The following is a 25,333-nucleotide window of genomic DNA, read 5'->3' as shown; positions in this document are numbered from 1 at the left end:
GAGAAAAAATATTAATTTGTTTTCTGCAAAAAAAGCATTAATTAGAGTGAACTATGAATTTAACAGAGCTTTTAGAAAACCTTTCAGCAAATAATGTTGAACTCTGGATTGATGGAGAAAAATTGCGCTACCGATCGCCTAAAAACTCACTAACCTCTGAGTTATTGGGAGAAATTAAACAATATAAACCAGAAATTATCCGAATTTTATCCCAGAGTAGTAATCAGGCTGCAACTTATCCCCTCTCCCACGGTCAACAAGCACTCTGGTCTTTATATCAATTAGCACCCAGCAATACCGCTTATAACGCCACTTATGCAGCAAAATTAATCACAAATTTGGATATTCCAGCCCTGAAGCAGGCAGCACAAGCCTTATTTGAAAGGCATCCAGGTTTGAGGACTACCTTTGCGACCATTGATGGGGAATCTGTGCAAACAGTTCATGAAAACCAGCAAGTTGACTTTAGCATCCAAGAAACTTTCGATCTTGGCCAAGATGATGTAAATAAATGGCTTTCAGAAAGAAGCGATCGCTCCTTCGATTTAGAAGAGGGGTCAATATTGTGCTTTGATTTATTAATTAACCATACTAAAACTGATAAATTAGCAACAAAAGAACATATTCTCTTAATCACGCTACATCAGATAGTGGGGGATTTCTGGTCTTTAAAAATTATGATCGGTGAACTGAGAGCCTTGTATGAAGCGATGTCTACGACGGGCTACGCCTACGCCACAGGTGTAGCAGCCCAACTACCAGCACAAAACTATCAGTATGAAAATTACGTCAACTGGTCAGAGCAAATGCTCGCTAGTTCAGAAGGTGAGCGTTTGTGGGCTTATTGGCAGCAACAACTATCTGGTGAGTTGCCATTGCTAAATTTGCCAACAGATCGCCCAAGACCTCAGACCCAAACCTATAATGGTGCTTCCAGCTTTTTTACTGTTGAAGAAAAACTGCGGCAAAAGCTTACAAAATTAGCAAAGAGAGAAGATACGTCTCTTTACACACTTTTATTAACAACATTACAAATACTATTACTACGTTATACCAATCAAGAAGATATTTTAATTGGCTCTCCAATGGGGAATCGGAGCCGTTCAGAGTTTGAAAAGATTGTGGGTCACTTTACTAATCCTGTGGTTTTGCGAGGAGACCTTTCGGGAAAACCGACTTTTCAAGAGTTGCTGGAGCGATCGCGCTCTTGTGTATTAGATGCCCTAGACCATCAGAATTATCCCTTTCCCCTGCTGGTGGAGCAACTACAACCTGTCCGCAACCCCAGTTTTTCGCCACTATATCAAGTAGCTTTGGTTTGGGATCGCTACCACCAAAGTAGCAAAGAAGTATCACTCATGGATAGTGATGGTTTGATTTTGGAATCAATCATTCCACGATCTAAAGCCGCTGCATTTGATTTAACCTTAACTATTCTTGATACGCCAGGCTCACTCAAAGGTACATGGAATTACAACACAGACTTGTTTGATGACAGCACGATCGCGCGGATGATGGGGCATTTTGTAACAATGCTTGAAGCAATTGTGGCAAATCCCCAGCAACGAATTGACCAATTACCAATGCTCACACAATTTGAGCAACGACAGTTATTAGTTGAGTGGAATGATACTCAGGTAGAATATCCCCAGGATAAATGTATTCATCATTTGTTTGAGGCGCAGGTGGAGCGTACACCCGATGCAGTAGCAGTGGTGTTTGAGAATCAACAATTGACCTACCACGAATTGAATTGTCAGGCTAACCAGTTGGCGCATTATTTGCGCTCTTTGGGAGTGGAAGCCGACGTGCTGGTGGGGATATGTGTGCAGCGTTCTTTAGAGATGGTGGTGGGACTGTTAGGTATTCTCAAGGCGGGTGGAGCTTACGTACCACTTGATCCTGAGTATCCCAAAGACCGTTTGAGCTTCATGCTTGAAGACGCTCAAGTTTCAGTATTACTGAGTCAAAAGCGACTCCTCGATCAACTACCTGATTATCAAGCAAAACTGGTTTGTTTAGATGAAGTCTGGTCAGAAATTCTGCAAAACAAACAGGATAACCTGATCAAGGTAGTGACGACTACTCATCTTGCGAATGTGATTTATACATCTGGCTCCACAGGCAAACCCAAAGGCGTAATGGTTGAGCATAGTGGATTGTGCAATCTAGCTCAAGCTCAGATTCAGGCTTTTGGCTTAGATTGTGATAGTCGAGTTCTCCAGTTTGCCTCCTTCAGTTTTGATGCTTGCATATCAGAAATCTTGATGGCTTTTGGATCGGGGGCAACACTTTACTTAGGAACAAAAGACTCTCTGATGCCGGGTATGCCTTTAATTGACCGATTAAAGGATGATGGCATTACCCATATTACCCTACCACCATCAGCACTGGCAGTTCTACCACAAGAAGAACTGCCAACATTGCAAACAATCATTGTTGCCGGAGAAGCCTGTCCTATTGAACTGATGCGACAATGGGCTACAGGAAGAAACTTCTTTAATGCCTACGGGCCGACAGAAGCGAGTGTTTGTGCAGCGATCGCCAAATGCACTCCTCAAGACCAAAAAATTTCCATCGGTCGTCCAATTGACAATACCCAGATATACATACTCGACCAAAACTTACAACCAGTACCTGTGGGTGTACCAGGAGAACTCTACATTGGTGGTGCAGGATTAGCGCGAGGTTATCTCAATCGTCCAGAATTAACACAAGAAAAATTCATCCCTAACCCCTTCAGTGGAAGCAGGGGAGGAGAACGTATTTACAAAACTGGGGATCTAGCACGTTATCTACCAGATGGCAATATCGAATACTTGGGACGTATTGACAACCAGGTAAAAATCCGTGGTTTCCGCATCGAATTGGGAGAAATCGAGACAGCACTGAGCCAACATGAAGATGTGCAACTATGTTGCGTTATTGCTCGTGAAGATAATCCTAGTGACAAGCGCCTAGTCTCCTATATAGTACTGCAACCAGAGCAGACAACCACAGTTAAAGAACTGCGTAGCTTCCTCAAAGAAAAGCTACCAGAATACATGATACCAAGTGCCTTTGTCATTTTAGAAGCTTTACCCCTAACCCCCAACGGCAAAATAGATCGTCGCGCCCTACCAGCACCAGAGCCAAGTAGCGAATTATTAGAGAAATATGTAGCTCCGCGCACCCCCATTGAAGAAATCCTGGCACTGATTTGGCAAGAAGTCCTGAAAGTAGAACTTGTCGGCAGACATGACAACTTCTTTGAACTAGGGGGACACTCCCTACTGGGAACACAATTCATCTCCCGTGTGCGTAGCAGATTCAAAGTAGAAATACCATTGCGTAGCTTATTTGCTGCGCCAACAATTGCCGAGTTAGCAGCATTGATTCAGCAGTTACAGCAAGATATAGAACTATCAGCACCACCCATCTTAAGGCGGGTAGAGAATGCAGAAATACCACTATCTTATGCTCAACAGCGTTTATGGTTTTTAGACCAGTTAGATTCGAATGGTGCTTTATACAGCATCGCCATTGGTTTGCGTCTAGTAGGAAATCTTAATTTTCCCGCCTTAGAACAAAGTTTAAAAGAACTTATCGATCGCCATGAAGTCTTACGCACCAACTTTGTTACTGTTGATGGACAAGCTGTTCAAATCATTCAAACTCAACCGAATTGGACAGTAACAGTAGTTGACTTCCAGCATTTACCCTTAACAGAACAAAAAACGACTGCACAACAATTACTGGAACAACGAGCAATTGAGCCTTTTGACTTAGCTCATGATCCATTAATGAGAGCGACATTAGTTGTGCTGTCTTCTACAGAGCAGTGGTTATTAGTGTGTATCCACCACGTTGTCTTTGATGGCTGGTCAATAGGTCTGTTTATCCAGGAGTTACAAGCACTGTACAATGCTTATTCTCAAGGTCAACCGTCACCCTTGTTGCCACTACCAATTCAGTACGCAGATTATGCAATTTGGCAGAGACAATGGTTGCAAGGGGAAGTACTACAAAACCACTTGAGCTACTGGGAAAAACAGTTGGCAAATGCACCCATATTCTTGCAACTACCCACAGATAGACCAAGACCTGCTGTGCAGACTTTCAATGGCTCATATCAAGTGTTTACTCTTTCTGTTGAGTTAACTCAACGGTTGTTGCAGCTAAGTCAACAGCAAGGGGTGACTTTGTTTATGACTTTGTTAGCGGCATATAATACCCTGCTTTATCGCTATACGGGACAAACAGATATTTTGGTAGGGACACCAATTGCAAACCGCGATCGCACTGAACTAGAAGAGTTAATTGGCTTTTTTGTCAATACTTTGGTGATGCGGACTGATTTAGCAGGGAACCCCAGTTTTAACGAATTACTCCCACGTATCCGGGAAATGGCATTATCCGCGTATGCTCATCAAGATTTGCCCTTTGAGATGTTGGTGGAAGCATTGCAGCCAGAACGGGATCTGTGCCATACACCATTGTTCCAAGTGATGTTCGTTCTCCTGAACGCTCCCATGTCTGAAATAGAGTTGACTGAGTTAAGTGTCAGTGGCTTGCCAATAGCAATCACCACGGCAAAGTTTGATTTAACTTTATCAATGGAAAACACTCCCGATGGACTCTTTGGGTGGTGGGAGTACAACACTGACTTGTTTGATAGCAGCACTATCGAACGGATGACTGGTCATTTTTTGACACTGCTTGAGGCAGTTGTGGCAAATCCCAGCGAGCGAGTTTCTCAATTGGCAATGCTCACAGCATCTGAGCAACAACAGTTATTAGTTGAGTGGAATAATACAAGCGTAGACTATGCCTTCGATAAATGTATTCATCAGTTATTTGAGGAGCAGGTAAAGCGTACACCCGATGCAGTGGCAGTGGTGTTTGAGAATCAACAATTGACTTACCACGAGTTAAATTGTCGTGCTAACCAGTTGGCACATTACTTACGTTCTTTGGGTGTCAAACCAGATGCGCTGGTGGGTATTTGTGTAGAACGTTCTTTAGAGATGGTCGTCGGATTGTTGGGTATTCTCAAGGCAGGTGGAGCTTACATACCCTTTGACCCTGAGTATCCCCAAGAGCGTTTGCGCTTTATCTTGGAAGATTCTCAAGTCTCAGTGCTGCTAACCCAACAGCATCAAGTTGAAAAATTACCCCAGTGTCAGGCGCAGCTTATAAGCCTGGATACTAACTGGCAGTTGATTTCTCAGTTGAGTCAAGAAAATCCCATCGCTGATGTCCAAGCTAGTAACTTAGCTTATGTGATTTATACTTCTGGTTCTACTGGTCAGCCCAAAGGCGTGCAGATTTCACATGACGCTGTGAGCAATTTCCTATCTGCCATGCAGCAGCGCCCAGGAATAACAAAACAAGATATACTCCTTGGCATCACTACTATTGCCTTTGATATTGCTGCCTTAGAAATTTTTCTACCTATAACTGTAGGTGCCTGTCTGGTTATAGCCCGTCGTGACGTAACCCTTGATGGAAAAGAGTTATTTGACTTGCTAGTTAAGTCTAAGGCAACAATTATGCAAGCAACTCCAGCTACTTGGAGATTGCTTTTAGACTCCAACTACCAATTTAGTGATCTAAAAATACTTTGCGGCGGTGAAGCTTTACCTTGGGATCTAGTTAATCAATTGCTTGCGAGGAGCGCTTCTTTGTGGAACCTTTATGGGCCAACAGAGACTACTATTTGGTCATCAGTATGTCAACTCGAATCCAATCAGAGCTTGATTTCTATTGGTCGTCCAATTGACAATACGCAAATCTACATACTAGACCAAAACTTACAACCAGTACCCGTAGGTATATCAGGAGAATTGCACATAGGTGGTGCAGGATTAGCAAGAGGCTACTTCAACCGACCTGAGTTAACACAAGAAAAATTCATTCCCAACCCCTTTGACAATTCAAAAATCAAAAGTCAAAAGTCAAAATTATATAAAACTGGGGATTTAGCGCGTTATCTACCAGATGGCAATATCGAATACCTGGGGCGTATCGATAACCAAGTAAAAATCCGGGGATTCCGCATCGAATTAGGAGAAATCGAGGCAGTACTGAGCCAACATGAAGATGTGCAAGTATGTTGTGTCATAGCCCGTGAAGATAACAGGGGTGACAAGCGCCTAGTAGCCTATATCGTAGCGCAGCCACAAGTAACACTCACAATTAGCGAACTGCGTAGCGATCTCAAGAAGAAGTTACCAGACTACATGGTACCAAGTGCAATAGTCATTTTGGAGTCCCTACCGCTTACCCCCAATGGCAAAATAAACCGTCGCGCCCTACCAGCACCAGAGCTAAGTAACGAATTATTAGAGAAATATGTCGCACCCCGCACTCCCATCGAAGAAATACTCGCACTGATTTGGCAACAAGTCCTAAAAGTAGAGCTTGTAGGTATACATGATAACTTCTTTGAACTAGGGGGACACTCACTACTAGCAACGCAACTCATTTCCCGCATCCGTAATAATTTAAAAGTAGAACTACCATTACGGAACTTATTTGCTGCGCCCACAATTGCCCAATTAGCATCATCGATTCAGCAATTACAGAAACAAGATTTAGAACTTTTTGCACCACCCATATTACCAAGGACAGGGAATACCGAATTACCATTGTCGTTTGCTCAACAGCGTTTGTGGTTTTTAGACCAGTTCGAGCCGAACAGCGCCTCATACAACATCCCCTTCGGGTTGCGTTTAGCAGGAACTCTTAATGTTGCAGCATTAGAACAAAGCTTGCAAGAAATTATTCATCGTCACGAAGCATTACGCACCAACTTCATCACAGTTGATGGAGAAGCTGCTCAAATCATTCAAATAGAAACGAATTGGTCAGTTGCAGTCGTTGAGTTGCAACATCTGCCAACAAGCGAGCAAGAAAATACTGCACAGCAATTAGCCCAACAACAAGCGATTCAACCTTTTGACTTAGCTGATGAAGCATTAATCAGAGCAACATTAGTAGTGCTGTCCGAGACAGAAGAATGGTTATTAGTGTGTATGCACCACGTTGTCAGTGATGGCTGGTCAATAGGTGTGTTTGTCGAAGAATTAACAGCACTTTACAATGCGTATTCCCAAGGTAAGCCGTCACCTTTGTTGCCACTGTCGATTCAGTATGCAGATTTCGCTATTTGGCAAAGACAATGGTTGCAAGGAGAGGTATTGCAAAGCCAATTGAGTTACTGGCAAGAACAATTGGCAAACGCACCTACATTCTTGCCATTACCTACAGACCGACCCAGACCAGCTGTGCAGACTTTCAATGGCGCATATCTGGAGTTTTCCCTGCCTGTTGAACTCACTCAACAGTTGGTACAACTGAGTCAGGAGCAAGGGGTAACTTTGTTTATGACTTTGTTGGCGGCTTATAATACATTACTTTATCGCTATACGGGACAAACAGATATTTTGGTGGGAACACCAATTGCAAACCGCGATCGCACCGAGCTAGAAGGGTTAATTGGCTTTTTTGTCAATACTTTGGTGATGCGGACTGATTTATCTGAAAATCCTAGTTTTAACGAATTACTCCCGCGTATTCGAGAAATGGCACTGTCTGCCTACGCACATCAAGATTTGCCCTTTGAAATGTTGGTGGAAGTATTGCAGCCAGAACGAGACTTGAGTCATGCACCACTGTTCCAAGTGATGTTCGTCCTCCAGAATGCTCCCATATCGGAAGTAGAGTTGACTGGGTTAAGTGTCAGTTCATTGCCAATAGAAGGTGCGATCGCTAAGTTTGATCTTACCTTATCAATAGAAAACAATACTACTGGACTCGTAGGAGGATGGGAGTATAACACAGACTTGTTTGATAGCAGCACCATTGAGCGGATGACAGGGCATTTTGTGACACTCCTAGAAGGTATTGTTGCTAATCCCAAACAGCGCATTTCTCAATTACCAATGCTCACAGCATCTGAGCAGCAACAGTTATTAATTGAGTGGAATGACACTCAGGTAGAGTATCCCCAAGATAAATGTATTCATCAGTTGTTTGAAGAACAGGTGGAACGCACGCCCGATGCAGTAGCAGTAGTGTTTGAGAATCAACAGCTAACATACCAAGAGTTGAACACTCGTGCTAACCAGTTAGCCCATTACTTGCAGTTCTTGGGTGTAGGAGCCGATGTACTGGTGGGGATATGTGTGGAACGCTCTCTGGATATGGTGGTAGGACTACTTGGTATTCTCAAGGCGGGCGGGGCATACGTGCCAATTGATCCTGATTATCCTGCTGAACGTAAAAGTTTTATTCTGGCAGATACTCAAACACCCATACTTCTGACTCAGCAACATTTAGTACAAAACTTACCAACAGATGGCATCAAAGTCATTTGCCTAGATACCGATTGGAAAGCAAACACCCAACAGCAGATATATAACCCAGTCAGTGAGACAACTGCTCTTCATTTAGCTTATGTCATCTATACTTCTGGTTCTACTGGCAAACCCAAAGGCACGTTAATTCCCCATCAAGGACTGGTTAACTATCTCAGTTGGTGTAGCCAGGCTTATAGCGTTGAGCAAGGAGCAGGAACAATCGTTCATTCTCCTCTAGGATTTGACCTGACAATTACCAGTCTCTTCTCACCATTGTTAGTGGGTAATCAAGTAGAAATTCTCTCTGAAGACCAAGGTGTTGAGACTTTGAGTAATTCTCTACGTCATCACGCCAATTTAAGCTTAGTTAAGATTACACCTGCTCACCTAGAGTTGCTCAATCAGCAAATATTGCCAACACAAGCAGCAAATCGAACCAGAGCATTCATCATTGGTGGCGATAACCTGTTAGCAGAAAACATTGCTTTCTGGCAAGAATTTGCGCCAGAAACAAAGCTGATCAATGAATATGGGCCAACAGAAACAGTTGTGGGTTGTTGTATTTACCAAGTACCAACTGGGCAACATCTTTCCGGTTCAATTCCCATTGGTCGCCCGATCGCCAACACCCAACTTTATATCCTTGACCAAAACTTACAACCAGTACCCATTGGTGTAGCAGGAGAGTTACACATAGGTGGTGCAGGATTAGCAAGAGGCTACTTGAATCGACCAGAGTTAACACAAGAAAAATTCATTCCCAACCCTTTTGAGAAGGCAGGAGAGAGTAAATTATACAAAACAGGAGACTTAGCACGTTATCTACCAGATGGCAACATAGAATATCTGGGACGTATCGACAATCAGGTGAAAATCCGGGGATTCCGCATTGAGTTAGGAGAAATAGAAGCAGCACTGAACCAACATCCCCATGTGCAAGCATCATGTGTCATAGCCCGCGAAGACATTCCCGGAAATAAACGCCTAGTAGCCTACATAGTACCCCAGCCACAAATAACGCCCATAGTTAGCGAACTGCGTAGCTTCCTCAAAGAAAAGCTACCAGAATACATGGTACCAAGTGCGATCGTCACCCTAGAGTCTCTACCCCTAACCCCCAACGGCAAAATAGACCGTCGCGCCCTACCAGAACCAGAAGCACGCACAGGAATAGAAACCGATATAGTGCGATCGCGCACCCCCATTGAAGAAAAATTAGCGCAAATTTGGGCGCAAGTATTAAGAATAGAGCAAATAGGCATACAAGATAACTTCTTTGAACTAGGTGGAGATTCCATCCTCAGCATTCAAATCATCACCAGAGCAAAACTAGCCGGAATAGAACTAACAGTCAAACAACTATTTGCCAATCAAACGATCGCCCAACTAGCCACAGTTGCAGGCACAACAAAAACGCTGCAAATAGAACAAGGATTAGTCACAGGGACATTACCCTTAACACCAATTCAACACTGGTTTTTTGAACAGAAGTTATCAGAAAAACACTACTTTAATCAATCATTTCTACTCACAGTACCATCAGACCTCAACTTAGAAATATTAGAGCAAGTATGGCAGCAACTACTAAAAAATCACGATGCTCTAAGGCTAAGATTCACCCAAACAGACACAACATGGCAGCAAACTCATGCCGCCCCAACAGATAATATTACTATCTCCCGTTTTGACCTATCAACAGTTCCAGAAACTGAGATAGAAACTGCCATTGAAACCACAGCTAACGAATTACAGGCGAGTTTAAACCTGTCAGAAAATCTCGTACAAGTAGCATTTTTCTGGCTAGGCATTGACAAGAAAGCACGATTACTCATAGTAATTCACCACCTAGTAGTAGACGGTGTATCCTGGCGGATATTGTTAGAAGATTTGCAGACAGCTTACCAGCAGCTAAGTCAAGGTAAAGCTATTCAACTACCTGCCAAAACCACATCCTTCAAAGATTGGGCGCAAAAAATAACAGCTTATGCCCAATCAGAAATTTTGAAAACAGAACTAGCTTATTGGTTGAGTGTATCTTACAGTGCAGTTCACTCCATCCCAGTAGACTATTCACAAGGAGTAAATACTACTGCATCAGCTAAGACAATATCAGTGTCATTAAACGAAGCAGAAACCCAAGCACTCTTGCAAGATGTCCCGAAAGCCTACAAAACACAAATTAACGATGTCTTGTTAACTGCCCTATCGCTGGTGTTGAGCAGATGGACTAACTCTCAGTCAGTATTATTCAACTTAGAAGGTCATGGGCGGGAAGAAATCATTGATGGTGTAGATTTATCACGCACGATTGGTTGGTTTACAACGATTTTTCCAGTAGTTGTGGAACTGGGAATCAAGAATGATCTGGGTACTGCTTTAAAATCCGTCAAGGAACAATTACGTGCAATTCCTAACAAAGGCATTGGCTATGGCTTATTGCGTTATCTGAATCTTGATGCAGAAATTAGCGCCCAATTAGAGAAAATTCCCCAAGCAGAGATTAGCTTCAATTATTTGGGACAATTTGCTCAAGTTGTGAATACATCCTCTCTGATGCAAATAGCTAATGAGCCTAGCGGAAACAGCCAGAGTTTACAAGGTCAGCGCCATTATTTGCTAGATATTAATGCCATCATTACCAACGAACAACTGCAAATAGATTGGACATACAGCAGCAATATCCATCAGCACAAAACGATTGAGAATATTGCCCAAGAATTTGTCGAAACATTGCAGGAGCTACTTGCTCATTGTTTATCACCGGAAAATGTAGGTTATACGCCCACAGATTTCCCGTTAATCAACCTTAATCAACTAGAACTCGATCAAATATTACAAAATTTATGAAACTAGAACTTAGCAAAACTAATCGGCAAAATATTGAAGATATTTATCCCTTATCTCCCATGCAAGAGGGGATGCTGTTTGAAAGCTTGTATGCGCCAGACTCAGGTGTATATTTTGAGCAGATAACTTGCATTTTGACGGGAAACCTAGATGTGAAAACCTTCGAGCAAGCTTGGCAGCAAGTAGTAGCTCGGCATACTATCTTCCGCACAGCGTTCCTGTGGGAATCTTTGAGCCAGCCTGTTCAAGTAGTGTATCGACAGGTGAATGTGACGGTCGAAACATACAACTGGCGAGATTTATCTACCCAAGAGCAGCAACAGCAATTAGAGGCTTTTCTGGATTCTGAGCGACAAAAAGGTTTCCAAGTGTCGCAAGCGCCATTGATGCGCCTACATCTAATCCAGTTGGATGTAGATACTTATCAGTTTGTTTGGTGTCATCATCATTTATTACTTGATGGCTGGTCGTCACCTTTGGTTTTCAAAGACCTGTTGGAGTTTTATCAAGCTATTTCTCAGGGTAAAAGTTTATCTAACGTCCCAACTCTGGGCTACCGCAACTATATTGCTTGGTTACAGCAACAAAATCGAGATTTAGCAGCAGAATTTTGGCGGCAAAAGCTCCAAGGTTTTACTACACCAACTCCTTTGACTGTGGATAAACCATTGTCCGGGGAGCAGCGTTCGGGCTATAGTGAACAGCAGATTCAGTTAACTGTGCCAGCGACAGCAGCACTGGTGTCTTTTGTCAGACAGCATCAATTGACAATGAGTAATTTGGTGCAGGCGACTTGGGGATTGTTACTGTCTCGCTACAGCCAAGAAACAGATGTGGTTTTTGGTGCAACTGTGTCTGGTCGTCCGCCTGAACTTGTTGGTGTAGAGTCGATGGTGGGGTTATTTATCAATACTCTGCCAGTGCGGGTACAAATTTCTGAAAAAACTCAATTGCTGGGTTTGTTGAAGGATTTCCAAGCAAAACAGGTGGAGTCTGAGCAATTTTCCTATAGCTCATTGGTAGATATTCAGGGGCTGAGTGATGTTCCCAGAGGTACATCTTTATTTGAGAGTATTGTTGTTTTTCAGAATTATCCTGTTGATACTGCTGTTCTACAAGGCAATAGCAATTTTTCCCTCTCCAATTTTAGGTGGATTGAACAAACAAATTATCCTCTGACGGTTTTAGTTGCCTCTGGTGAGCAATTGTTGCTGAAGGTGATATACGATGCTAGTCGATTTGAAGATGAAACGATTAGCCGGATGTTAGGTCATTTTGTAACGATGCTTGAGGCGATCGCTACTAATCCTCTGCAACAAATTTCCCAGTTGCCAATACTAACAGCATCTGAGCAGCAACAGTTATTAGTTGAGTGGAATGATACTCAAGCAGATTATCCTCAAGATAAATGTATCCATCAGTTATTTGAAGAGCAGGTAGAGCGTACACCAGATGCGATCGCAGTGGTGTTTGAGAATCAACAATTGACGTACCACGAGTTGAATTGTCGTGCTAACCAGCTAGCCCATTACTTGCAGTCTTTGGGTGTAGGAGCCGATATGCTGGTGGGGATATGTGTAGAGCGTTCTTTGGAAATGGTGGTTGGACTACTAGGCATTCTCAAGGCAGGTGGTGCTTACGTGCCATTAGATCCTGAATATCCCCAAGAACGCTTACAATTTATGCTCCAGGACACTCAGGTAAAAGTCCTGTTGACTCAACAGAATTTAGTCGAGTCTCTGACTCAACATCAGGCGCGTGTCGTCTGCTTGGATACAGACTGGCAGACTATTAAAGGAGCAAATCAAGATAATCTCAATAGCACAGTCAGCGCAGAAAAACTATCGTATGTGATTTACACTTCCGGTTCTACAGGCACACCTAAGGGAGTCGCTGTCACTCATCAAGCTGTAAATCGACTGGTGTTAAACACCAACTACATACAGTTAACACCTGATGACCGCGTTGCTCAAGCTGCAAACATTGCTTTTGATGCTGCAACCTTTGAAATTTGGGGTGCATTGCTGCACGGAGCCAAGCTAGTCATTATCAGGAAATCTGTATTGCTCATCCCGAAAGAATTTGCTGCAAATATGCGCTACCACGAGGTCAGCGTGCTATTTTTAACCACAGCTTTATTCAATCAGTTAGCCAGTTTTGTACCGCAAGCATTTGGTGGTTTAAGATATCTACTATTTGGTGGTGAAGCGGTTGACCCGAAATGGGTAGAAGAAGTTTTAGACAAAGGCGCTCCACAGCATTTGCTCCATGTCTATGGCCCAACAGAGAACACCACTTTTTCTTCTTGGTATTTGGTAGAGAACTTACCAACCAAAGCTACAACTATTCCCATTGGACGGGCAATTTCCAATACGCAAATCTATTTGCTAGACCAAAACTTACAACTAGTTCCGATTGGTTTACCAGGAGAGTTACACATCGCTGGTGTTGGATTAGCACGAGGCTATTTGAACCGCCCCGACTTAACACAAGAAAAATTCATTCCCAATCCCTTCGGTGGAAGCAGGGGAGTAGAACGTCTCTACAAAACTGGGGATTCAGCACGTTATCTACCAGATGGAAATATCGAATACTTGGGACGTATCGATAATCAGGTCAAAATCCGTGGTTTCCGCGTCGAATTGGGAGAAATCGAGGCAGTATTAAGCCAACATGAAGATGTGCAAGTATGTTGTGTCATTGCCCGTGAAGATATCAGGGGTGACAAGCGCCTTGTCGCCTACATCATACCACAGCCACAGATAACACCAATAATTAGCCAACTACGTAGCTTCCTTAAAGAGAAGCTACCGGACTACATGGTACCAAGTGCCTTCGTCATCCTAGAATCCCTACCGCTTACCCCTAACGGCAAAGTAGACCGTCGCGCTCTACCAGCACCAGAGCCAAGTAGCGAATTATTAGAGAAATATGTCGCACCCCGCAGCCCCATCGAAGAAATACTAGCACTGATTTGGCAACAAGTCCTGAAAGTAGAGCTTGTAGGCAGACATGATAATTTCTTTGAAGTAGGGGGACATTCTCTACTAGCAACGCAACTCATTTCCCGTGTGCGTAGCAGCTTGAAAGTAGAACTACCATTGCGTTCGTTATTTGCTGCACCAACAATTGCCCAGTTAGCGCCATCGATTCAGCAATTACAGCAGCAAAACTTAGAACTTTCTGCACCAGCCATTTTACCAAGGGAAGAGAATGCAGAAATACCACTGTCATTCGCGCAACAACGGTTGTGGTTTTTAGACCAGTTCGAGCCGAACAGTGCCTTATACAACATCCCCTTCGGGTTACGTTTAGCCGGAACTCTTAATGTTGCAGCATTAGAACAAAGCTTGCAAGAAATTATTCATCGCCACGAAGCATTACGCACCAACTTTGTTACCGTCAATGGACAAGCTGCTCAAATTATTCAAACACAAACAAATTGGACAGTTACAGTTGTTGGCTTGCAGAATTTATCGACAATCGAACAAGAAATTGCTGCACAGCAATTAGCGCAACAACAAGCGATTCAACCTTTTGACTTAGCTGAGGAAGCATTAATCAGAGCAACATTAGTAATGCTGTCCGAGAAAGAACAATGGTTATTAGTGTGTATGCACCACGTTGTCAGTGATGGCTGGTCAATGGATGTATTTGTTGAAGAATTTACAGCACTGTACAATGCCTATTCTCAAGGTCAACCGTCACCCTTGTTACCACTGCCGATTCAGTACGCAGATTTTGCTATTTGGCAAAGACAATGGTTGCAAGGCTCGGTGCTGAACAGCCAATTGAGTTACTGGCAAGAACAATTAGCAAACGCACCCACGTTCTTACCATTACCCACAGACCGACCCAGACCTGCTGTGCAGACTTTCAATGGCGCAAATATGGAGTTTGCTCTGTCTGTTGAACTCACTCAACAACTGACAAAACTGAGTCAAAAGCAAGGGGTGACTTTGTTTATGACTTTGTTGGCGGCATATAATACATTACTTTACCGCTATACGGGACAAACAGATATTTTGGTGGGAACACCAATTGCCAACCGCGATCGCACCGAGCTAGAAGGGTTAATTGGCTTTTTTGTCAATACTTTGGTGATGCGGACTAACTTGGCAGAAAACCCCAGCTTTAACGAACTACTCCTAAGCATTCGAGAAATGGCATTATCCGCCTACGCTCATCAAGATTTGCCTTTTGAAATGCTGGTGGAAGCATTACAGCCAGAACGAGACTTGAGTCATACACCACTGTTCCAGGTGATGTTTATTCTCCAGAATGCTCCCATATCTGAAATAAAGTTGACTGGGTTAACTGTCAGTGAATTGCCAATAGAAAGTGCAACTGCAAAGTTTGATCTTACTTTGGTAATACAGCACACTGCTACTGGATTGGTAGGTGTGTGGGAATATAATACTGACTTGTTTGATGCGCCTACCATTGAGCGAATGACTGGTCATTTTGTGACATTACTATCAGGTATTGTTGCTAACCCAGAGTCAAAGATTTCGCAATTGCCACTGCTGACACAACCAGAACAACATCAATTATTATTTGAATGGAACGATACCCAGGCGGATTATCCACAAAATAAGTGTATTCATCAGTTGTTTGAGGAACAGCTTGGGCGCACCCCGGATGCAGTCGCAGTAGTGTTTGAAAATCAGCAACTGACTTACCACCAATTGAATTGTCGCGCTAACTCTTTAGCACATTACTTGCATTCTTTGGGCGTAAAACCAGATACTCTAGTGGGTATTTGTGTAGAGCGATCGCTGTTAATGGTGGTAGCACTGTTAGGGATTCTCAAAGCGGGTGGGGCTTATGTGCCACTTGACCCAGACTATCCTACTGAGCGTTTGAGCTTTATGCTAGAAGATGCTCAAGTTCCAGTTTTGCTCACACAACAGCAACTCCTGGAAAAGTTGCCTCAACATCAAGGGCAGGTTGTATGTTTAGATACTGACTGGGTAACAATTTCTCAGTCAAGCCAAGACAATCCAATCGCTGCTGTTCAAGATAGTAACTTGGCTTATGTGATTTACACATCAGGTTCTACAGGTAAGCCCAAAGGAGCAATGAACACTCATTTGGGAATTTGCAATCGCTTGCTGTGGATGCAACAAGCTTATCAATTAACAGCAGTAGATTGTATTTTACAGAAAACTCCTTTTAGCTTTGACGTTTCCGTTTGGGAGTTCTTCTGGCCATTGTTGACTGGAGCGCGTTTAGTTGTAGCTAAACCAGGTGGACACAAAGATAGTGCTTACTTGGTCAACCTGATTTTAGAACAGCAGGTTACTACACTGCATTTTGTTCCTTCTATGCTCCAGATTTTCTTAGAAGAACAAAGTTTAAAAAATTGCAGTAGCTTGAAACGAGTTATTTGTAGTGGCGAAGCTCTGCCTTTAGAACTCCAAGAACGCTTTTTTGCTCAGTTAGACTGCGAATTGCACAATCTTTATGGGCCAACAGAAGCTGCAATTGATGTCACATTCTGGCAATGTCAACAAAAAACCAATTTAAGGACAGTGCCTATTGGTAAAGCGATCGCCAATACACAAATTTACATTTTAGATTCTCACTTACAATCGGTTCCTGTAGGTATAGCCGGAGAATTGCATATTGGTGGTTTGGGGTTGGCACGAGGCTACCTCAACCGTCCCGAATTAACGACAGAAAGATTCATCAGCAATCCCTTTGGTGCTGATCGACTCTACAAAACTGGGGATTTAGCACGCTATTTACCTGATGGCAACATTGAATACCTGGGACGGATTGATAATCAAGTAAAAATTCGAGGCTTCCGCATTGAGTTGGGAGAAATTGAAGCAGCACTGAACCAACATAGTAATGTGCAGACGTGTTGTGTGATTGCCCGCGAAGACAACAGGGGTGATAAACGCTTAGTCGGCTATGTAGTGCCACATCAGCACTGTACACCCACAATCAACGAACTGCGGCAATTCCTCAACGCGAAACTCCCAGACTACATGGTGCCAAATACTTTTGTGCTGCTGGAATCCTTACCTCTCACATCTAACGGCAAAATAGACCGTCGCGCCCTACCCACACCAGAGTTAGACAGCACACTGCTAGAAAAATATGTCGCCCCGCGTACACCCATCGAGGAAATGCTGGCACAAATTTGGGCGCAAGTTCTAAAAGTAGACCAAGTGGGCATTCATAATAACTTCTTTGAACTAGGGGGACACTCGCTACTAGCAACGCAATTGGTTTCACGCATCCGCAACATTTTCAAAGTAGAACTACCATTGCGTGAGTTATTTGCAAGAGCAACAGTTGTGGAATTAGCACAATCGATTGAGCAGTTGCAGCAACAAAACTTAGAACTTTCTGCATCACCCATTTTACCAAGAGCAGAGAATGCAGAATTACCACTGTCATTCGCTCAACAGCGTTTGTGGTTTTTAGACCAGTTACAGCCAAATAGTGCCTTCTACAACATCCCCATAGGTTTACGTATTGTTGGAACGCTTAATCAAGAAGCCTTAGAGCAAAGTTTACAAGAAATTATTGGACGGCACGAAGCATTACGCACCAACTTCCTTACACTTGGTGGAAAACCTTCTCAAATTATTCAAACACAAAGGAATTGGACAGTTGCAGTTGTGGATTTGCAGGATTTATCCACAACCGAACAAGAAATTGCTAAACAGAAATTACTTCTGAAACAAGCTATTCAACCTTTTGACTTAGCTGAGGAAGCATTAATTAGAGCGACATTAGTTGTTTTGTCCCAGACAGAATATTTGTTATCAGTATGCATACACCACGTTGTCAGTGATGCCTGGTCAATGGATGTGTTTATCCAAGAACTTGCAGCGCTATATAATGCTTATTCTCAAGGTGAGTCGTCACCTTTAACACCACTTCCGATTCAGTACGCAGATTTTGCTATTTGGCAAAGACAATGGTTGCAAGGGGAGGTATTGCAAAGCCAATTGAGTTATTGGCAAGAACAATTGGCAAATGCACCAGCTTTGTTGTCCCTACCATCTGACCGACCAAGAAGAGCTGTGCAGACTTTCAATGGCGCGTATCTGGAGTTTACCCTGCCTGTTGAACTCACTCAAAAACTGACAAAACTAAGTCAGGAGCAAGGGGTGACGCTGTTCATGACGCTGTTAGCAGCTTATAATACCCTGCTTTACCGCTACACGGGACAATCAGATATTTTGGTAGGGTCGCCAATTGCAAACCGCGATCGCACGGAGCTAGAAGGGTTAATTGGCTTTTTTGTCAATACTTTGGTGATGCGGACTCAAGTTTTGGGCGATCGCAGTTTTAACGAACTACTCACTTATGTTCGGGAAATGGCATTATCTGCATACGCTCATCAAGATTTGCCCTTTGAAATGCTGGTGGAAGCATTACAGCCAGAACGAAACCTTAGTCATACACCGTTGTTTCAGGTAATGTTTACCCTTCAGAATGCTCCCATTTCTGAAGTAGAGTTGACTGGGTTAACCATCAGTTCATTACCAATAGAAGGCGCAACTGCAAAATTTGATCTTACGTTGGGAATGGAGAACACTGGTACTGGACTGGCGGGGTGGTGGGAGTACAACACTGACTTGTTTGATAGCAGCACCATTGAGCGGATGATGGGTCATTTTGTGACCTTACTAGAGGCAATTGTGGCAAATCCTCAACAGAGAATTGACCAATTGCCAATGTTGACAACATCTGAGCAGCAACAGTTACTAGTTGAGTGGAATGATACTCAAGCAGATTATCCCCAAAAATGTATCCATCAGTTGTTTGAGTCACAGGTAGAACGTACACCTGATGCAATAGCAGTGGTGTTTGAGAATCAACAACTGACATACCAGGAATTGAATTGTCGTGCTAACCAGTTAGCGCATTATTTGCGTTCAGCGTTCGCGGAGCGTCTCGAAGAGAAGCTGTCGCGTAGCGATTCGCTGGGAGTGGGAGCCGATGTCTTGGTGGGGATATGTGTAGAACGCTCTCTGGAAATGGTGATTGGATTACTTGGTATTCTCAAGGCAGGTGGTGCTTACGTAGCACTTGATCCAGAATATCCACAAGAGCGTTTGCGCTTCATGTTAGAAGATGCGGGTGTGTCAGTGCTGCTTACTCAACAACAATTAGTTGAGAAATTACCCCAGCATCAGGCGCGTGTCGTCTACTTAGACAGCGACTGGCAACTTATTTCCCAGTTGAGTCAGGAGAATCTCATCTCTGGCGTGCAAGAGAATAACTTGGGTTACGTGATTTATACCTCTGGTTCTACAGGTCAGCCAAAGGGTGTAGCCATGAATCAGGTTGCTCTTTGCAATCTCATATTATGGCAATTGCAAAATACGACAATTTCTAGTGGAGCAAAAACCCTGCAATTTGCTCCTATCAGCTTTGATGTCTCCTTTCAAGAAATGTTCTCTACCTGGTGTTCTGGAGGCACATTGCTGTTGATTGGGGAACAATTGCGCCAAGAGCCGTTGGCTTTATTACATTTACTCCAAGAACAAGCTGTTGAAAGAGTGTTTGTTCCTTTCGTTGCTTTACAGCAACTAGCGGAGGTAGCTGTTAGTAGTGAATTAGTTACTAGTAATCTGAGGGAAATCATTACTGCTGGAGAACAGTTACAGATTACTCCTGCCATTTCCAAGTGGCTGAGTCAGCTAAGTGACTGTACTCTGCACAATCATTACGGCCCATCAGAGAGCCATGTCGTCACCACTTTTAGCCTGACTAATTCACCGAATAGTTGGCCGTTACTTCCTCCCATTGGTCGTCCAATTGATAATACGCAAATCTACATACTAGACCAAAACTTACAACCAGTACCCGTAGGTGTATCAGGAGAGCTACATATAGGTGGTGTTTCTTTAGCGCGAGGCTACTTCAATCGACCTGAGTTGACCCAACAAAAATTTATCCCCAATCCTTTTGGTGGAAACAGGGGAGCGCTTGTGCAGGGGAGCAGAGGAGGAGAACGCCTGTATAAAACAGGGGATTTGGCACGTTATCTACCAGATGGCAATATCGAATACCTGGGACGCATCGATAATCAGGTGAAAATCCGTGGCTTCCGCATCGAATTGGGAGAAATCGAGGCAGCATTGAGTCAACATGACCATGTACAAGCATCTTGTGTCATTGCCCGCGAAGATAACAGGGGCGATAAACGCCTAGTTGCTTACATCGTTCCCCAGTCAGATCAGACTTGTACTGAGCGTACTCCTACGGAGAAGCAAGCTACGCGTAGCGTCTCGCAGAGAAGTCGAAGTACACCCACAATAAGCGTTCTGCGGCAATTCCTCAAGTCCAAGTTACCAGAATACATGGTTCCTTCGGCAATAGTCATCTTGGAGTCTTTACCGCTCACCCCCAACGGCAAAGTAGACCGTCGCGCACTACCAGCACCAGAGCTAAGTAGTGAATTATTAGAGAAATATGTCGCCCCGCGCACACCCATTGAGGAAATGCTGGCACAAATTTGGGCGCAAGTCCTCAAAATAGACCAAGTGGGCATTCATAATAACTTCTTTGAATTAGGGGGACACTCGCTGCTAGCAACGCAATTGGTTTCACGCATCCGCAACATTTTTAAAGTAGAATTACCATTGCGTGAGTTGTTTGCTGCACCAACCATTGCAGAATTAGCGCCATCGATTCAGCAATTACAGCAACAAATACTTAGACTCTCTTCTCTACGAGAGGCTACGCCAACGGCTCCGCTCAGTACAAGTTCGCTTAGGGCAAGTCACTCAGTACAAGACTTAGAACTTACTGCACCACCTATATTATCAAGGGGAGAGCATAGAGAAATACCACTGTCGTTTGCTCAACAGCGTTTGTGGTTTTTAGACAAGTTACAGCCAAATAGTTTCTTCTACAACATCCCTGTAGCTTTGCGTCTGGTAGGAAGCCTTAACCAAGCAGCTTTAGAAGAAAGTTTAGGAGAAATTATTCATCGACACGAAGCATTACGCACCAACTTTGTTACCGTTGATGGAAAACCTTCTCAAATCATTCAAACACAAACAAGTTGGACAGTTATAGTTGTTGATTTGCAGCATTTATCGACAACCGAACAAGAAATCGCTGCACAGAAATTAGTGCAGCAACAAGCAGTTCGACCCTTTGACTTGGCAACGGAAGCATTAATTAGAGCTACATTAGTGGTGCTGTCGGAGACGGAACACTGGTTATTAGTGTGTATGCACCATGTTGTCAGTGATGGCTGGTCAATTGGTGTGTTTGTCCAAGAATTAACGGCGCTGTACAATGCTTATTCTCAGGGTCAATCGTCACCCTTATTACCACTGCCTATTCAGTACGCGGATTTTGCCTTATGGCAAAGACAATGGTTGCAAGGCTCGGTACTGCAAAGCCAATTGATTTATTGGCAAGAACAATTGGCAAATGCACCCACGTTCTTACCATTACCCACAGACAGGCCAAGACCTGCTGTGCAGACTTTCAATGGCGCATATCTGGAGTTTGCCCTGTCTGTTGAACTCACTCAACAACTGACAAAACTAAGTCAGGAGCAAGGGGTGACTTTGTTTATGACTTTGTTAGCGGCATATAATACCTTGCTTTATCGCTATACGGGACAAACAGATATTTTGGTGGGAACACCAATTGCTAACCGCGATCGCACCGAAATAGAAAGTCTAATTGGCTTTTTTATCAATACTTTGGTGATGCGGACTGAAGTTTTTGGCGATCGCACCTTTAACGAATTACTCACTCATGTTCGGGAAATGGCACTGTCCGCCTACGCTCATCAAGACTTGCCCTTTGAAATGCTGGTAGAAACTCTGCAACCAGAACGAGACATGAGTCATACACCACTGTTTCAAGTGATGTTTGTTCTCCAGAATGCTCCCATGTCTGAAATAGAGTTGACTGGATTAACTGTCAGTGAATTGCCAATAGAAAGTTCCACGGCAAAGTTTGACCTTACTTTATCAATGGAAAACACTCTCACTGGACTAATGGGAGTGTGGGAATATAATACTGACTTGTTTGATAGCAGCACTATTGAACGGATGACGGGTAATTTTGTAACTTTGCTCGAAGCAATTGTAGCGAATCCCCAAGAACGGATTTCGCAATTGCCGATGTTAACAGCATCTGAGCAACAGCAGTTATTAATTGAGTGGAATGATACTCAAGTAGATTATCCCCAGGATAAATGTATCCATCAGTTATTTGAGGAACAGGTTGAGCGCACCCCAGATGCAGTCGCAGTGGTGTTTGAAAATCGACAACTTACATACCACGAATTAAATTGTCGTGCTAACCAGTTAGCCCATTACTTGCAGCCTTTGGGTGTGGGAGCAGATGTGCTGGTGGGTATTTCTGTGGAGCGCTCCTTGGAGATGGTGGTGGGACTGTTGGGTATTCTCAAGGCGGGTGGTGCTTACGTACCACTCGATCCAGAATATCCCCAAGACCGTTTGAGCTTAATGCTCGAAGATGCTCAAGTTTCTGTGCTGCTTACTCAACAGCATCTAGTTGATCGACTACCTCAGTATCAGGCAAAATTGGTTTGCTTAGATGAAGTCTGGTCAGAAATTCTGCAAAACAAACAGGATAATCCTACTAAGGTGATGACTGCTGCTCATCTAGCTAACGTGATTTACACATCCGGCTCCACAGGTAAACCCAAAGGGGTAATGGTTGAGCATAGGGGATTGTACAATCAAGCTCAAGCTCAGATTCAGCCTTTTGGCTTGAATGCTGATAGTCGCGTACTCCAGTTTGCCTCCCTAAATTTTGATGCTTCTATCTGGGAAATCCTCATGGCTTTTGGGTCAGGAGGCACACTTTACTTAGGAACAAAAGACTCTCTACTACCGGGTACGCCGTTAATTCAGAAATTAGGCGATGATGCTATTACCCATATTACCTTACCACCATCGGCACTCGCAGTCCTGCCAATGGAAGAACTCCCAGTATTGCAAACACTGATTGTCGGTGGAGAAGCCTGTGCTATTGAACTTATGCGGCAATGGTGTGTGGGGAGAAATTTTATCAACGCCTACGGGCCGACAGAAGCTAGTGTTTGTGTAGCGATCGCCAAGTGCAATCCTAACGACCAAAAAATGTTCATCGGTCGCCCAATTTCTAATACTCAGATATACATACTCGACCAAAATTTACAACCAGTACCGGTGGGTGTCTCAGGAGAGTTACACGTTGGTGGTGCAGGATTAGCACGCGGTTATCTCAATCAACCAGAATTAACACAAGAGAAATTCATCCCCAACCCCTTTGACAATTCAAAAATCAAAAGTCAAAAGTCAAAATTATATAAAACCGGGGATTTAGCCCGCTATCTACCAGATGGAAACATAGAATACCTGGGGCGCATCGACAATCAGATAAAAATCCGAGGTTTCCGAATTGAGTTAGGGGAAATTGAGGCAATACTGAGTCAGCATCCAGGAGTTAGAGAAAATGCGGTAGTGGCGAGAGAAGATATTCCAGGAGAGAAACGCTTAGTAGCTTATTTTGTGCCGCAGTTGGAGCAAACACCAACTACCAATGAGTTACGCATTTTCTTGAAAGAAAAATTACCACAGTACATGGTACCCTCTGCTTTTATCAGGTTAGAGCTTTTACCTTTAACTCCTAATGGCAAGGTAGACCGCAAAGCCTTACCTGTTCCTGATTCCGATAATACCCAGTTGGCAGTGAGTTTTGTGGCACCACGTACCTCTGTAGAAAAGGTATTGGCAGAGATTTGGGCTAATGTACTGCATCTAAAGCAAGTGGGTGTTTTGGATAATTTCTTTGAGTTAGGAGGTCATTCACTCTCCACAATTCGGGTGATGTCCGAAGTAAATGAGACTTTCCAGATTAACTTACCGTTGCGCCACCTATTTACTGCCCCAACTGTCGCTGAACTTGCTCAGACTATTGAGTTTACCTCTGGGGCAGACTCTACTGTCACTGCAAATAAAATTACTACCGTAAACTTACAGGCGGAAGTTGTCCTAGACCAGACAATTAACCCTCTTAACCTAGTTTATCAACCTGTAAGTGAACCAAGGGCTATTTTTCTAACGGGTGCAACAGGCTTTGTCGGTGCTTTTTTGCTGGCTGAATTATTACAACAAACTCAAGCAGATATCTATTGTCTGGTGCGTGCTACCGATTTTACCGTAGGTAAACAAAGGCTCCAAGAAACCCTGAAATCTTATTTACTTTGGGAGGCATCTTTTGACTCGCGGATTATTCCAGTATTAGGAGATTTATCTCAACCGCTTCTCGGTCTTTCAGATGAGCAGTTTCACCTGATGGCTCTTAAAATTGACTCGATTTACCATAATGGCGCTTTGGTTAATCATGTTTATCCCTACGCTTTGTTAAAAGCAGCAAATATTCGGGGAACTGAGGAGGTCTTGAGATTAGCTAGTCAAATCAAAATCAAGCCTGTGCATTTTATTTCTACTGTTAGCGTTTTCGCCTCAGATGAGTATTTCAAATTAGAGGTTGTTCAAGAAAATGATCCTCTGGAACACTCTCAAGGACTTGTTGGCGGCTATACCCAAAGTAAATGGGTTGCAGAAAAGATGGTAATGATGGCACGCGATCGCGGTTTGCCTTGCAGTATCTACAGGCTTGGTAGAATAACATGGCACAGTCAAACCGGTGTTTGGAATTCCAATGACCTGTTTTACAGATTCATCAAAGGCTGCATTCAACTAAAAAGTGCGCCAGAGATGAACAGCATGATAGAAATTACACCTGTAGACTATCTCGCCAAAGTTTTAATCAACCTGTCGCAGCAGTCAAAAGCTTTGGGCAAAGCCTTTCATCTAATTAATTCCCATTCTGTTCCTTGGAGTCAATTTATTGACTGCATCCGCTCTTTGGGCTACCCACTGCAACAGATTTCCTATGAGGATTGGCAAGCTGAACTACTCCGCAGTACCCAAATTTCTGCTGACAACGCTTTGTATTCATTTGTATCACTGGCTGGAGACAATACATCTTCAAAGTCAAAGCAAAATGCAACACCTAGCTTAAAATTCGATTGCCAAAATACCCTCAATGGACTTGCAGATACCGCCATTCGCTGGCCGGAAGTAGACGAGAAATTACTCCAAGCTTTCTTTGCCAACTTGAACAATTAG

2 protein-coding genes are annotated in these 25,333 nt (G+C 43.5%); both read left to right on the top strand.

Annotated features, from left to right (window positions below; translation table 11 throughout):
* Positions 1-53: 53 nt before the first annotated feature.
* A complete protein-coding gene (locus tag V7K62_RS26085; RefSeq protein WP_334869231.1) occupies positions 54-11,189 on the top strand; it encodes an amino acid adenylation domain-containing protein in 11,136 nt (3,711 codons plus the stop codon).
* On the top strand, positions 11,186-25,333 hold the full coding sequence (locus V7K62_RS26080) for a non-ribosomal peptide synthase/polyketide synthase (RefSeq protein WP_334869229.1): 14,148 nt from the start codon (positions 11,186-11,188) through the stop codon (positions 25,331-25,333). The genes V7K62_RS26085 and V7K62_RS26080 overlap by 4 nt, the downstream gene beginning before the upstream one ends.

The sequence above is a fragment of the Nostoc sp. genome (assembly GCF_036917935.1).
Classification (GTDB): domain Bacteria; phylum Cyanobacteriota; class Cyanobacteriia; order Cyanobacteriales; family Nostocaceae; genus Nostoc.
This window is presented reverse-complemented; position numbering and strand designations above follow the sequence as displayed.

What these genes read in the sequence shown, in the direction of transcription:
- V7K62_RS26085 (WP_334869231.1), top strand. Translation starts at nt 54, where the DNA reads ATGAATTTAACAGAGCTTTTAGAAAACCTTTCAGCAAATAATGTTGAA.
- V7K62_RS26080 (WP_334869229.1), top strand. Translation starts at nt 11,186, where the DNA reads ATGAAACTAGAACTTAGCAAAACTAATCGGCAAAATATTGAAGATATT.